Below are 13,443 nucleotides of genomic sequence, written 5' to 3' on the forward strand. Positions count from 1 at the left end.
GAACGCATGTCTCCCTCGAGACCCTCGCTCGACCTCTGCTCGGTGGAAGCTGGGCCGGCCGTCCGTTCTCCGCAGTCCCCCACCCGCTAGGGAGACCTCGGCGCCGATCTCAGTGCTCTTCGTGCGGCAGCGGGCAAGTCGGGACAAGGACGCGCGAGGTCTGCAGCGCCGCACCCTCGGCATGGTTGGGCGGGGCTGCCTCCCTTCAGTCGAGAAGCTCAGCGAGCTGCGAGCCGAGTGGAATGAATACCAAGCCCGCCTAAACGCCTTCGTCGAACCCTGCACCGAGGGGCGGCGACCTCAGAGCGTGAAGCGCAGCACGTTGCGCGCGATCATTTTCCAGCTGTGCTCGGAGGCTACTGCGCGACCTCCCACATTTCGGCCTGATCTCGCGCTGTCCAGCGCTATCGAAACCGATTCGAGCGCCTCGTTCGAATCCTCGTAGAGCCAAACCCCGGGGGCATCTCGCGCGCGTAGGGTAGGAGACGCCCTCGCGACGACATAGAGCCCCGCGGCCAGGTACTCGTAGTACTTCATCGGGCTGCGCCCTTGATTACCTGGGTCGTTGGAGAACGGCAATAGACCGATCGAGACGCCCGCGAGCGCCGCTGGCACCTGCTCGTACGGAACAGCCCCGAGGAGATCGACGTTGTCAGGAAGCGAAAGCGGAACCGAGGCGTTCTCCGGACCGAGGATGCGGACGCGCGACCGAGGAAAGCGAGCGGCGATCTGCGCGATCAGTTCCCAGTCGAGACGCTTGTCCAGAGCCCCGAGGTAAACCATGTCCTCGTTCGGCGGGACGTTCACCGAAGCCGAGAACCGCTCGAAGTCCACCCCGTTCTCGAAGTGAGTAGTGCGCGGCACCGACTTAACCCCGCTCAGCACCTCCTCCAGCACTCGAGGGGACATCGCGATGACGGCGTCGGAACGGGCGATAAGGTGCAACTCCGCTGAGCGGGAAGCAGAGTCGTAGTGCGCGTCGGTGGGTCGATAGATCAGTCTGCTCGGGTGAAGGACGGAGGCCATGGGCTCCAAGAGCGGCTGATCGACGAAGACGATGTCGGGGTGACTCCATCGCTTCCGGAGGCTGTTCTTCAACCAGCCTGAGGCCAACCAGAGAGCGATACGGCGCGCTGATTCGCCCATCCGGGGCAGCGGAAAGAGAACGAGCGGCACGACATGCGTGACGCCGTCAGCGTCAGGACGACGGCGAGAGAACGCGGTGCGCAGTCGAGCGCGAGTGTCCTGGTCCCGCCTGAGGATCGCGTGAAGCAGGCTCACGGGGGTCGAGACGTGACAGACGTCCGCTCCCATCCGCGCCATTTCCCTCGAGAGGTGGTGGCTGCCCACTCGGAAGACGCTCGAGGCGGCGGTATGACTGAGGAAAACGATCTTCAGTCGGCGCGCTTCGTCCTCGACCGAAGCGTCCTCAGACAACACTCGCCCGCAGCCGTTCTACGAGGTTCTGACGAGCATTCGATATTCGAACGGCCGCTTCGGAGATGCGCTCGTCATATGCTGCACGGACCTCGGCATCGTTCAGGAGCAGCCGCGCCTGGTCCGCCACCTCCGCCGGGTCGAATGAGTTGACGGAGTGCACCCACGGCCTGATCCCCAGGTCATCGAAGGCGCCGAATCCCTTGCGCTCATATGCGAGATGGACGACATAATGTCCAGCGGCGAGTGCCATCAGCGCCGCATGCAGACGCACTGCGACGACCACCCGCGGAGCGCCTCCGGGGGTCATCAGCTCCGCGCGCGGCACGGTCCGCCGCGGATGCAACGTCTGAGCTGCGGGACGATCGTCATTCCCGCCGACCGTGCTCTGTATGTAACCGTCATACGGCCGGAGCGTTTCGGCCAGAACGTAGATGTCCGGATTGATCTTGCCGTGCACCTTGCGGATAGAGAGCACCGGAACGGCATCTACGTCCGCCCCCGGTCGACGGCCTCCAGCCACGGCCGCTGTAGCAAGGTCAGGCTGACGCTCAACAGTCGGGCCTCCAATCTCCGCGATGGTCCTGTCATCGCGCGCCATCACAACATCCACTCGGCTCAGCGCCCGTTGCGTCCACCGCCGCGTGCCGAACCGGGCGGGGCCGATGCTCTGCGGAAGGTAGAGGGTGGGGGTCGTCGCTCGTGCAGCGGCACGCAGCTGTGGCACATGGACGAGAGCCGTCTTGAGAGTCTCAAGGGGCGTTCCGGCTCGAAGGTATCCGCCGCCCACGGCGACGACGAGGTCGAAATCGTCGATTCCCCTGAGGACAGCGCGTGTCTGCCGGTCCCAGCCTCGACGCGACGGAACCGTCGGCAGTGCACGCACGCCGAGGTCTGCGAACGTATCCGGGCGGGACGCGAGCAGCGTGACGTCGGCGTTCTCGCCGACTGCCTCGCGAATCAGATCGAGGGTTTCGCGTACGAGGAGTCCGTCTCCAGCGTTGTCGGCCGAGTAGCCGTGCAGCACGAGGACCTTCGTCATCAGCTTGACACCTTCCGATACACCTCGATGTGGCGCTCTACGCTCGCGTCCCAGGTGTAGCGTGACGCCCACGCCCGCCCCTGCTCGCGACACTGCTTGCGCGCGGATTCGTCCTCGAAAGCTCGTGCGAGACCGTGTGCGATGGCCTCTTCGTCGACTGACTCTAGGCGCAGTGCCGGCCCGGCAACCTCCTCAAGGGAGCCCTTGTTGGAAGTGAGCACCACGGCGCCAGCAGCGAGAGCCTCGAGAACAGGGAATCCAAAGCCCTCGTAGAGGCTGGGGAAGACAAACACATCGCAGTTCTGCATGAGAGCGGTTCTGTCGTCGTCGGAGACGAAGCCCAGCCGGATCACATCGGGTGAACGATCCATGACCGCGAGCGACTCCTCAGCATTCCAGGCCGGTTTCCCGGCGACCACGAGCTTCACGCCCAGGGCTCTGACCTCAGGTGCCGCAAAGGCTTTGACAAGCGCCACGAGGTTCTTCCGGGGCTCGATGTTCCCGAGATAGAGTGCGAAACGCTCGGGCAGCTGAGCCCGCACCTCCTTAGACAACTCGGTTGCAGTGGTGAAGCGCTGCACGTCTATACCGTGCTCGATGGTGGTGAGCCGCTCCGGTTCGACGCCGAAGATCTCTTGCACGTCGTTCGCGCTGGAGTTCGAAACGGTAACGACATGAGTGGTCGAATCGATCGCGCGCTGAACACGAGTGCGCCAGACTTTCTCCTGCCGCGCCGTGCGCGCCGAGGAAATCCACCGGCTCGCTACGCCATGGACGGTGATGACGGACGGCCGACGAGTGCGCATGAGCGGCCCCGTATCGGCTACGTAGTGCAGGACGTCACCTGCCTGCCCCCTAGCAAGACCTGTCAAAGTCTCCTGAAGCATGGTGATCGACGGGTGGCGGCCCGCAGGAATCCGCGCCACTTCGATCCCTCGTTGCGAGAGGCCGGTGGCCACGTGCCTGGCGTAGGTCGTGTTTCCGCCCGTATGCCTGTCAAGGATCCGGCTCGGCATGAGTACGCGCATAAGGTCTCCTAAACCGAGGTGTACAGCTGACGCAGAGCCGTACGCTGCGCGTCACGGTTCATGGTCATGTTCAAGTGCTCCGCCGCTGCTACTGCGCGGGCGCGAGCGGGGCCGCCGTCAAGGATCTCGAGAACGAGCCTGGCTGCCTGTGCCGGCGTTCGAGCGTCCGGGAGGTCGAGGCCGTCGAAGGTGGGAATCTGTCTGACAGCGAGTGGGTGCTCGAAGGCGGCTGCGTCGAGGAGGCTCAACGGAAAGCCCTCGTAATGGGCGGAGTGGAAGTACAGTCCGGGCCGCGCCAATTCTGCCGCGAGCGCATCACCGTTCAGCCACCCGAGAACCCGCACCCCCGCGGTCTCCAACTGCTGTTGCATTCGAGCACCGCGACCGTCGTCCTCGCCGTCGATGCCACCGATCCAACGAAAGCTGATGGACGGGTCGATGGCGTGGACTTCCTCAGCCACGGCCGCAAAGTAGCGCGGATCCTTCTGCCCAGTGAGACGGCCGATCATGAACACGTCGCGCGGGAGTTGGAACCCCGTGGCGGGGTGTTCCAGGCTCGGCGCGATGGTCGCGACGTTCGGCAGGAGATAGGTGCTTGCCTCCGCGTCCAGAGATTTCGCCAGACGCTCCTCATGGGGTGACAGCACCACGGTCGCCTTCGACCGCTTCGCGAGCCCCTTCTCCACAAGACGGTAGATCCCTCGTAGAACAACAGGTTGCTGGCCGTCGTCGAACTTGTAGCAGTGGGGCTCGTAGAAGACAGGAGCCTCGATCCGAGCCAGGCGAGCGTAGACCCCTCCAAAGCTTGAGTGAGCGTGGACGATATCCGGCCGCACAAGCGCCGCCACTTCCTGAACTCGCCGCACCGACGCCGCCATCCGGCGGGGAGACTGCGGCATCGAATGCACAGTCGCGAAAGGCAGCGAGTCGTCCGGCTCTTCATTACCAGCCCAGAGGAGGTGATGCTCGACTTCAGGAGTCAGTTCGACGAGAGAGCGGATGGCGCGACTGATGCCGCCCGCGTACACCTGCGTTACGTGTAGAACACGCTTCGCTGTCATTTCCGACCAATCCAAGATTCCCGGCGCGCAACGGAACTGCGGCAACCTCTTTGAAGGTTAGCAAACCCGGCATCGGCGCCTCTCGTGGCCTCGCCCGTCGCGACGCGACCGCGCAGTGAAAGGTGAACGCGCGCCAGTGAGAGGGCGACCGAGTGCGAGCATCCGACCCCGGCGGCCCCTGGTCCCGACATTCCCTCTCACGGTCGAGCGCCTCATTCTCCACCGGCACGAGCTCAAGGACACAGGCCCGGCCTAAGGCGGCGAGAAGGGTCCGCTAGCTTCCCTGGCACGTACGCGGCCGCGAGGGGATCCGCGCGGCGCTGAAGAAGAAAGCTCGACCAGTGCCAGGACCGCCGGCCGAGACTGGATCGTTCTCGCAATCGAGGAACGAGCCGACCGCGGGGGACGTCCGCCGATACCTGCGCCGGGCGCGGATTTGCGGCGGAGCTCCTTCGAACGAATGACTTACGTCGCGGTGCGCCCCTGCCGACCTGACGACGCCGCGGCCAGCCTCAAGATCTTGTGACCGCCATCCTCGGGGGCGCGGGAGCGGTACAAAGAAAGGAGGCTCGCCGATGAGCCGCTCGCGCCGCGCTGGCACGAGGGGCGGACGGAGGCCCGTACCGCGGTTGCCGAGATCGCCGACGTCGTCGTCGGTCCTCGGACCTCCGCCCCCAACCTCTACGTCGACGGCCTGTTCGCTCATCACAGGGCGACGCGTCACGGAGTGCGCCTCACTGCTGCGCCGCGTCACTGCTCTCGCGACGGCCGAGGGCATTCCCTGCTCCGCGCACACCAGCGCGGTCGCGCGGCCAGTTCTCGAGCGGGCGAGATTCGTCGTCGACCACACTCCGAGACGCGCGGAGCGGGCCGGCGTCATGCCGGAGCGCTTCGCGATACACCGCGTTACGGAGCCACCTGACAGCGCCCGTCAATGGAGGTCATTTCGTGCAAACTCCGCGGACGACTGATATCCCTTGGAACGTCAAATCGTGTCTCTGAGCATCCCTGGTGCGGGATCTCCGCAACTCGGGACGCACCGGGGCCCCATGGGACACGAGCAAGTTGGTGAGTGAACGATGGGGCCGCGGAGCGGCCTTCACGGAAGCGAAGATCCCCCACGCGCCACGGTGGAGGATCCGGGATCAGCGCCCGCAGTTGCGCCGGGGACACGCACGTGCGCTTCCGCAGGAAGGGCAACGTCGCGTCCTGATACGTCTAATCACGCAGCTCGTCCGCGCGAGAACGTGTCGCGTCTGGCCCATGGCCCCAACCCCACGACACCGTGCTCTCAAGCCACCGTCGGAACACCAGCTCGTCATAGAGGACAGAGCGATCGCTGCACACCCACGTCGGCGGGCTCGCATCGTTTCATCTGTCCGCCATACGTCTGCACCGGCAGGGTCACCGCCCGAAGCTGCGCGAGCGCCTTCTCGATCGACGAGTCCGACGGCGGTCTGCTGCTACCCACCCGGGGAGGCTACGGGCAACCCCCGACATGCGGTTCGCCTATAGACCGTGCCGGTCGCAGAACTCACCCTCACCCATCGACCACATGTCGTCCGCGATCATCTGCTCCGTCGCGATGTCCTTCGACTTCCGCGCGAATCCCACCCATTCGGCAGTCAGGGGCGGCTCCTCGTGCTGTCCGGAGACAACGCCAGAGCCTCCCCGGTCGCACGATACCCATCCGGCACCTCGTCGAATACCCGTCCGTCGTACGGCCCGCCCTGCATCCGGTAATCAGTCATGCCGAGGATGGTAAACCCGAACGCCGTTGCAGCGGGTTCACCGACCGAGGTACCGGGTGCGAAAGGCTTCTACGCGATCTCGATACGCGGCCCAATCCGAGTCAAGCTGCGCGGCTTCCTCGTTGGCTGATTTCGCCCCGTGCGGGAATCGCAGAGACCTGGTCCGTGAGGCGAGATCGTCGGCTGTGGAACGGAGGAGAGTCAACTGGGCCTCGAGGTCAGTTGGCTTCACATCGACGACGTCGCGCGGTTTGTCCGCTGCCTTCTTCTGGTCCTGTCCGAGGAACCAGGGAGCCAGCGGGGAGCGCTGAAGGATGAGGGCGAGCGCCCACGTGCCGACGAGCGCAGCGGGGAAGATCCACCACGCGGCGTTCTCGGTGGGCGCGCGGAGCACCCGCAGTACGGCCGTGTGCGTGAGAACGACCACGATAGCGACCGATGCGAGGGAGGCGAGTGTGGGTGCGACCGCGTGGGAAAGGGCAGGGAGGGCGACGAACAGCCGATCGAGGAGCACGATCGCGGACCAGATCAGCGCCACGGAGACGGCCATGCTCAGGAAGGGTGTGCCGAAGATGCCCGCCTTCACGTCAAGCCACCCGAGCGGCGACACCGACGCGACGAAAGACAGCACGAACACGACGGCGACCACGCCAAGGGTGCTCTCTAGATGCGGCCCATTGGCGGAGCAGGTAGCCAGCGACAGCGAATGCCAGGCACGGGATCGCGAGTCCGATGCTCAGCGGGATGCGGTCGAGCTTCTGGCCGAGGAGCGCACCGACACCGGCGAGGAGGACCGCGAGCGCCACCAGGTGAGGCCGGGGTAGCTTCTCGACCGCGCGCATCATGATCGCGACGAAGAAGAGTGCCGAGATGAACCAGAACGTGGAGAACGGCCGGCCGGCGTAGCTGCCGCCGAGCAGAGGCCGGATGAGCGTTTCGATCGTGTCTCGGGTGATGTCCCCCTTGATGGTGGATGCCGCGAACTCGATGAAGATGAGCGCCAGCCAGGTGACGTACGGCCTGCCGAGGGTCAGCCAGCGCATCTTCGTCTCGTCGCGGATGGTGCGCTTCCCGGTGCGCCACAGCCAGCCGGTCAGGAAGAAGAAGAACGGGACGGTGATCGTCGCGAGCAGCATCTGCGGCTCGCCCTTGGGGACCGGCCACGTGTGCCGCCAGACGATCACAATGACCGTAAGCACGCGGAGGAGGTCGATGGAAGGGAGTCTGGCCACCAAGGAACTGTAGCCGTTGGCTCGCGGGCAGCCTTCATATCGGCATCTCCCGAACTTGCGGTCAACCTGGCCGCTGGCAGACTATGCAGGTGACGACAACCCTGCGCCCGGCCACACGCACGCGCCTCGACACCCTCACTTCGCTGCGATTCTTCGCCGCGCTGTACGTAGTGTTGCATCACACGTTCGGCCCCGACGACATCCCGCTCCTCCACTTCGGGTACCTCGGCGTGACGTTCTTTTTCGTCCTGTCCGGGTTCGTCCTCACCTGGTCGAACAGCACCCGCGATGGAGCCGTCGCCTTCTACCGGAACAGGTGGGCGAGAGTCTGGCCGCTGCAGATCGTCACCCTGATCATCGCCGCGCTCCTTCCGTACGCGAAAAACGACAACCTAGTCACGTTCATGCAAAACGTCACCCTGACCCAGGCATGGACGCACGAGGCAGTGCGCTCCTTCAACTGGGTCAGCTGGTCGATCTCGAACGAGGCGTTCTTCTACCTGCTGTTTCCGATCGCTCTCGCGGTCATCGCGCGGCTTCACGGGCCCACACTCGTGATGACGGGAGTGGCCACTGCCATGGCGCAGGTGGTTTTCGTCGGGCTCGTGCAACGCTCCGGTATCGAGCACGTCCTGTTTCTGACGTACGACTTCCCGGCCTACCGGCTCGGCGAGTTCATCATCGGCATCTGCCTAGCCCGGTGGATGCAGACCAGGGGTGACCAGCCGGATCGTGGTGCTCACATGTTCTGGGTGCTCGCTCTGTTCTGCACGGCAGCGATCCTCGCGCTCGGTGAGTACGAGGACCAGGGGCGCGCGCTGACCTCCGTCGCCATCCTCCCCGGAGCCGTCGCCCTCATCCACTGGGCCGTGACGCTCGAGAAGAACGGTGGATTGGAGTGGCTTCGCGCCCGCCCGCTCGTGAAGCTCGGCGAATGGTCCTTCGCGCTCTACCTCGTGCACATGCTCGTGCTGCGACCCATCGCCGCAGCGATCGGACTCGAACGTGCCGCTTACTTCCCCGTCGCCTGGGGGATCGTAGCTGTCGTCCTGTGCGTCGCGGCGTCCGCGCTCGCATCCGAACTCGTCGAGAAGCCACTCGAGCGCGTGCTCCGCAGCCCTCGGCGGCCGATCGAACCGCGCGCTGTCACCGCTGATCCCATGTAGCAGGGACGACGAAACGCTCATCTCGAGGAGCCGACAAAGGCTCGCCCAGAGGGGCGGTGTCAGGGGCAGGCGTCAGCCCTTGCGTATGTTGAGGTTGTCGACTCCTAGACCGAAGCCCGACCGGAAGATGGCTCAGCCCGCGAGCGCGGGAACCGTCAACGGGGAGATGTTGAACAGCTCCGAAGCGCCGTCGATGGCCGTGGCCGCAGCGAGGAGCAGTGTGCCGACGTCCAGCACCGTCTCGCCTTCCGCGAAGAGCTTGCGTCGGTCACGGGAACGGCGCTCGTGTCGGGCGATGTCACCGAGACAGCTTAGTCAGCAGGCATCGCCGGCTTCACGCGCGCTGCCGCCTCGCGAACTCGACCACTCCGCGTCGTGCCTCCCCTCCCCCGCGTAGCGCCCCCAACGCGAGTCCGCGACCGTAAGCCCCGGGCAGCCGCACCTCCACCGTGAGGCCCCGTCGGCCATCCGCCCGCTTCGCGCGACGCACCAGGTCGACGAGACGCTCGTCCCTCGGGCCGACGAGATCCGTCACGCGTCCGCTCGGCCCCGCTTCCGCCGTGTCGACCAGCGCCGCGGCCACCTCGCGCGCGGCGACAGGACGCATCAGTATCTTCGGCACGGTCGTGAGCGACCCGAACGACAGGCGTTCGATCATCTGCTCGGCGAACTCGTGGAACTGAGCGGCGCGCAGCAGCGACCACGGCACATCCCCCGCCGCGACCTCGCGCTCCTGCGCGAGCTTGCCCGCGTAATAGGAAGCGTCGATGCCGTCGATCCCCACGATCGAGAGCGCGGCGTGATGCCCCACCCCGACGCGCTTCTCCGCGGCCAGCAGGTTGCGGGTCGCGGTCTGGAAGAACGCGACCGCCTTGCGTGCGGACATCGTGGTCACGTTCGAGACGTCGATGACGGCGTCCACCGCGGCGAGCGCCTCGTCGAGCCCCGTGCCGGTCACCACGTCCTGACCCGTGGCGCGCGACAGCGGGACGACCTCGTGCCCGCGCTCCTTCGCGACGGCGACGATGTGCCGGCCGACGACTCCCGTGGCTCCTGCGACGGCGATTCTCATGTGCGGTCCCTCCTCCACTTCGAGCGCGGTGTCGCGCCTCTCTTCATAGACGACGCAACAACCGGGAATGTGAGGTGTCGACCGTCGACGAGTGCCAAGCTGATCGCATGACGGACACCGCGGCCGACGTCGCCGCCGAGCACCCCCGCCTCGTCTCCCTCGCGTACCGCCTGCTCGGCACGCTCGCCGACGCGGAGGATGCGGCGCAGGAGGCGTTCACCCGCTGGTATCGACTGACAGAGAGCGAGCGCGCGGCCGTCCGCAATCCGCAGGCGTGGCTCACCCGCGTCGTCGGACGCGTCGGGCTCGACATGCTCGGGTCGGCTCGCGCCCGCCGCGAGCAGTACGTCGGCGAGTGGCTCCCCGAGCCGCTGCCATCCGATCATCTCGTCGTGGCCAGCGCCGACCCGGCAGGCGACGCGGAGCAGGGCGAGGCCGTCAGCACCGCTCTCCTCCTCATGCTCGAACGGCTGACGCCGGCCGAACGCGTGGCCTTCGTCCTCCACGACGTCTTCGCCGTGCCGTTCGACGAGATCGCGACCCTGCTCGATCGCACACCGGCCGCGGCACGACAGCTCGCGGCATCCGCTCGACGTCGGGCCAAGGGCGAGACGGGGCATCCCGTTGCGCGCGCCGACCACGATGCCGTCGTGACGGCGTTCGGCCGCGCCTGCCGCGACGGCGACATGCACGCGCTTCTCGAGGTGCTCGGGCGCGACGTCGTGCTGCGCTCGGATGGCGGCGGAGTCGTCAGCGCCGCGCGCCGGCCGGTGCAGGGAGCCGACAACGTCGCGCGCTTCCTCCTCGGAATCCTCGGGAAGTACCCGACGGCGACCGTCGAAGACGTGCAGACGACGGATGGCGCGGGCTTCCTCGTCAGGGATGGCGGCGCCGTTCTCGGGGTTGTCAACCTCGGCGTGACGGAAGGGGTCGCAAGCGACGTGTGGGTCGTGATGAACCCGGCGAAGCTCGGGGCGTGGCAGTAGGGCGCCGCCCGCTCAGCTCTTCCTGGCGGCGAGCCACGCCTCCACGCGCTCGGCGAACCACTCCGGCCGCTGCAGGGGGAGGCCATGGCCGGCACGCTCCACCACCTCGAGCTCGCTGCCCGGCAGCGCGCGGTGGATCAGCTCAGCGGAGTCGCGCATCACGCGACGCTCGCGACTGCCCACCAGGACCAGCGCGGGGCCGCGGTACTCGGACCATCCGCTCGGCAGCTCGAACGCGAGGTTGCCCCCGACCGTCGCCAGCAGCACGTCTTCGGTGATGCCGGCGCTCGTCTGCACGTACGCGTCGCGGAGATGCCGAGGGATGAAGAGCGCCCTCGCCTGCAGACGCGCGAACCACGGCTTGCGTACGAGACCGGCGGTCGCCTTCACCAGCCGCAGCGCGAGATCGCTCCGCGGCATCGCCGTGGCCTGCGCACTAACGACCACGACCCCGGCGACCATGTGGGGGAACGTCGCGGCGAACTGGATCGCGAGCTGCGCGCCGAGCGAGAAGCCGACGAGATCCACGCGGCGCCCGGGGAACCGCGCGGCCAGCTGCGCCGCGAGCTTGCGCACGGTCTCCTCATGAGAGACCCATGGCTCATCCAAGCTCTGCCCGTGCCCGGGCAGGTCGACGGCGTACACGCGACGAGTGGCCTCGAGACGCGCACGGAGATCGGTCCACATCCATCCGGCCACTCCCCCGCCGTGGAGGAGGACGACGGGACCGCCCGTCGCGGGCCCGGAGAAGGATGCGCGCACAGGAGCCAGAGTAGGGCTGTGAGCACTCGGGTCCTACCCTCGGAAGATGACTTCCTCTGACGACGGCCTGCGTCCCTCCCTCGACCATGCGGAGGATCAGATGCAGGCGGCCATGCTCGCCGGCGACGTCGACGCACTCGACCGGCTGATCGCGGACGATCTGCAGTTCATCGCGCCTGACGGGGCGACAGTCTCCAAGGCGCAGGACCTGGAATCGCACCGGACCGGACAGACCCGCTTCGACAGCATCGCGGAGGTCAGCCGGCGCACCGCCGTCTCCGGCGATATCGGCACGACGGATGTCGTCTGTGACGTCGTCATCCTCGACGGAGGCCAGCGCACGGAGGCGACGGTGGCCTGGTCTCGCCGGTGGCTGCTGCAGAGCGGGCGCTGGCAGGTGACCCACGGGTCGGCGACCCTGCTCGCCCCGCACGAATAGCACGCGTCCGATCCGCCGAGAAGCGGCCAGCGCTTCGGCAGCTTGCGAAGCGACGGGTCTTCATGAACTCCGCGGTCGCAACTGCAAGCGCTGCTCTGTCGCTCTCCTCAGCTCCCGACTCCGACGGTTGTCGGCCCACGTTCGGGCCGCCCGTCTCCTGGATGGGCGGCCCGAGCGCCGTGAGACGGCCCTACGCGAGGAGCGCTACCGCCGCGTAGGCGGCGAGCGCGAGAAGGCCCGCGCCCGTGACGATCTGCACCCGTCGGTCCACGACGCACATCGCCGAGAGGAATCCGGGCATCGTGCCCCCCGCTCGAGTGTGGATGATCGCCGCGAGGCTGGGCAGGCAGCGGCCGAGGGCGACGACGCCGAACAGGGCCGCGCCGAGCACCGGGTTACCCTGCAGCGCGAGTCCGAGCACGAGCAGGTAGTACGCGCTCGAGCGGATGAAGATGAGGAAGCCGGGGCCGATGATCGCGCCGAAGAGAAACGACACGCGTCGCGGCGCCATGGTGCGACGCAGGTGGCGAGGAAGCTGTCGGCGTCGCATCGGCGTCCACATCCTGATGACGCCGAGCTCGTGAAGCCCGTACAGCGCCGCGAGCACGGCCCACACGCCGAGCGCCCACGCGAGCCCGACTGTGGAGCCGATGAGCGAGCCGACCGCGCCGATGAGCGCGCCGGTGGGCAGCGCAGTGAGCAGTGAGCCCGCCGCGTGCCACCCGAGCCGCCGTGCCGGCGTGGAAGCGCCCCGACGACCCGGCTGCTTCGGCGCCGCCACGACGGCGGCGACCGACATCCCGCAGGTCGACCAGTTGGCGGCGAGCGCCGTGAGCAGCCCCGCGCCGATCACGGCCGTCGTCAGGGGAGCATCTCCGGCGGGAGCGGCCAATCCGGCGGCGGCTCCGACGAGGAGCGCGCCGGTCGTGAGCCCCGCGCGAACACGCGAGGATGAGGTCTGCCCGACCTCCGGGCGCAGCTGCGGAGCGTCTGCCTCGAGGGGCGGATGCGCGAGATGCGTGCGGATGGGGGCGTCGATCGCTGTCATGGTTCCTCCAATGCTTCTGACCTCGGCGAGGTCTTGTGTGCGGATGGTCTCGCTCAGCCTTCGACCGTGACGGTGCCGACCATCATCGGGTGGGGCGTGCAGTGATAGGTGAAGGTGCCGGCTTCGTCGAAGGTGAAGGTGTAGCTGCCCTCGGTCATGAGCTCGCTCTGCAGCTCGCCTTCGAGAGCTCCCTCTCCGGTGACGTCGTGCGGCAGGCCGCCGTCGTCGAACACCCACTCCACGGTGTCGCCGGGCTGGATGGTGACGTCGGCCGGCTGGTACGACATGTCGGTCACGGTGATCGTCACGTCGGGCTCGCCGTCGGCTGCCGCCGCGGTGGTCTCGCCGGGGCTGCACGCGGCGAGCGCGACTGAGGCGCCGAGAAGGGCGAGTACGGCGACGCTCTTGAGGGTCTTCAT

The 13,443-nt window shown here is 67.2% G+C and carries 13 protein-coding genes; 3 read left to right on the forward strand and 10 right to left on the reverse strand.

Annotated features, from left to right (window positions below; genetic code table 11):
- Nucleotides 1-300 precede the first annotated feature (300 nt).
- The 6 genes from D7D94_RS07715 to D7D94_RS07740 form a co-directional block, all read right to left on the reverse strand.
- Complete coding sequence (locus tag D7D94_RS07715; protein WP_156242058.1) at nt 301-1,440, reverse strand: glycosyltransferase family protein; 1,140 nt, start codon at nt 1,438-1,440, stop codon at nt 301-303.
- Nucleotides 1,430-2,479 carry a polysaccharide pyruvyl transferase family protein gene (locus tag D7D94_RS07720; protein WP_156242059.1) on the reverse strand — a complete coding sequence of 350 codons (1,050 nt, stop codon included), beginning with the start codon at nt 2,477-2,479 and terminating at the stop codon, nt 1,430-1,432. The genes D7D94_RS07715 and D7D94_RS07720 overlap by 11 nt, the downstream gene beginning before the upstream one ends.
- Nucleotides 2,479-3,507, reverse strand: coding sequence for a glycosyltransferase family 4 protein (locus D7D94_RS07725; RefSeq protein WP_156242060.1), 1,029 nt, complete (start codon nt 3,505-3,507; stop codon nt 2,479-2,481). The genes D7D94_RS07720 and D7D94_RS07725 overlap by 1 nt, the downstream gene beginning before the upstream one ends.
- 8 nt (nt 3,508-3,515) lie before the next feature.
- Nucleotides 3,516-4,568 (reverse strand): glycosyltransferase, encoded by a 1,053-nt coding sequence (locus D7D94_RS07730; RefSeq protein WP_156242061.1) that lies wholly within the window; start codon nt 4,566-4,568, stop codon nt 3,516-3,518.
- Nucleotides 4,569-6,356: 1,788 nt separating this feature from the next.
- Nucleotides 6,357-6,968 (reverse strand): hypothetical protein, encoded by a 612-nt coding sequence (locus tag D7D94_RS07735; RefSeq protein ID WP_156242062.1) that lies wholly within the window; start codon nt 6,966-6,968, stop codon nt 6,357-6,359.
- A complete protein-coding gene (locus D7D94_RS07740) occupies nt 6,907-7,551 on the reverse strand; it encodes an acyltransferase family protein (protein WP_173024253.1) in 645 nt (214 codons plus the stop codon). Before D7D94_RS07740 ends, D7D94_RS07735 begins: the two co-directional genes overlap by 62 nt.
- Before the next feature lie 89 nt (nt 7,552-7,640).
- On the opposite strand from D7D94_RS07740, the gene D7D94_RS07745 reads away from it, so the two are divergent.
- A complete protein-coding gene (locus D7D94_RS07745) occupies nt 7,641-8,717 on the forward strand; it encodes an acyltransferase family protein (protein WP_173024254.1) in 1,077 nt (358 codons plus the stop codon).
- A 334-nt stretch (nt 8,718-9,051) separates the two neighbouring features.
- Here D7D94_RS07745 and D7D94_RS07750 read toward each other — a convergent pair whose 3' ends face one another.
- Nucleotides 9,052-9,789, reverse strand: a complete 738-nt coding sequence (locus D7D94_RS07750; RefSeq protein ID WP_156242065.1) for an SDR family oxidoreductase — start codon at nt 9,787-9,789, stop codon at nt 9,052-9,054.
- A 107-nt stretch (nt 9,790-9,896) separates the two neighbouring features.
- On the opposite strand from D7D94_RS07750, the gene sigJ reads away from it, so the two are divergent.
- Entirely contained in the window at nt 9,897-10,775 is an 879-nt protein-coding gene (gene sigJ / locus D7D94_RS07755) for an RNA polymerase sigma factor SigJ (RefSeq protein ID WP_156242066.1), read from the forward strand.
- A 12-nt stretch (nt 10,776-10,787) separates the two neighbouring features.
- Here sigJ and D7D94_RS07760 read toward each other — a convergent pair whose 3' ends face one another.
- Nucleotides 10,788-11,537 (reverse strand): alpha/beta fold hydrolase, encoded by a 750-nt coding sequence (locus tag D7D94_RS07760; RefSeq protein WP_246171728.1) that lies wholly within the window; start codon nt 11,535-11,537, stop codon nt 10,788-10,790.
- Between the two features lie 46 nt (nt 11,538-11,583).
- Between D7D94_RS07760 and D7D94_RS07765 the strand changes: the two genes are divergently transcribed.
- Nucleotides 11,584-11,976: a nuclear transport factor 2 family protein gene (locus D7D94_RS07765; RefSeq protein ID WP_156242067.1), complete on the forward strand. Its 393-nt coding sequence runs from the start codon at nt 11,584-11,586 to the stop codon at nt 11,974-11,976.
- Nucleotides 11,977-12,166: 190 nt separating this feature from the next.
- Here the strand turns inward: D7D94_RS07765 and D7D94_RS07770 are convergent, their stop codons facing one another.
- A complete protein-coding gene (locus D7D94_RS07770; RefSeq protein WP_156242068.1) occupies nt 12,167-13,024 on the reverse strand; it encodes a methylamine utilization protein in 858 nt (285 codons plus the stop codon).
- A gap of 53 nt (nt 13,025-13,077) precedes the next feature.
- A complete protein-coding gene (locus D7D94_RS07775) occupies nt 13,078-13,443 on the reverse strand; it encodes a cupredoxin domain-containing protein (protein WP_156242069.1) in 366 nt (121 codons plus the stop codon).

Source organism: Microbacterium oryzae (assembly GCF_009735645.1).
Taxonomy (GTDB): domain Bacteria; phylum Actinomycetota; class Actinomycetes; order Actinomycetales; family Microbacteriaceae; genus Microbacterium; species Microbacterium oryzae.

Excerpts from the sequence above, each read along its gene's own strand:
- D7D94_RS07725 (WP_156242060.1), bottom strand. The coding sequence starts at position 3,507 with ATGCGCGTACTCATGCCGAGCCGGATCCTTGACAGGCATACGGGCGGA.
- D7D94_RS07750 (WP_156242065.1), bottom strand. The coding sequence starts at position 9,789 with ATGAGAATCGCCGTCGCAGGAGCCACGGGAGTCGTCGGCCGGCACATC.
- D7D94_RS07765 (WP_156242067.1), top strand. The coding sequence starts at position 11,584 with ATGACTTCCTCTGACGACGGCCTGCGTCCCTCCCTCGACCATGCGGAG.
- sigJ (WP_156242066.1), top strand. The coding sequence starts at position 9,897 with ATGACGGACACCGCGGCCGACGTCGCCGCCGAGCACCCCCGCCTCGTC.
- D7D94_RS07730 (WP_156242061.1), bottom strand. The coding sequence starts at position 4,568 with ATGACAGCGAAGCGTGTTCTACACGTAACGCAGGTGTACGCGGGCGGC.
- D7D94_RS07770 (WP_156242068.1), bottom strand. The coding sequence starts at position 13,024 with ATGACAGCGATCGACGCCCCCATCCGCACGCATCTCGCGCATCCGCCC.
- D7D94_RS07775 (WP_156242069.1), bottom strand. The coding sequence starts at position 13,443 with ATGAAGACCCTCAAGAGCGTCGCCGTACTCGCCCTTCTCGGCGCCTCA.
- D7D94_RS07720 (WP_156242059.1), bottom strand. The coding sequence starts at position 2,479 with ATGACGAAGGTCCTCGTGCTGCACGGCTACTCGGCCGACAACGCTGGA.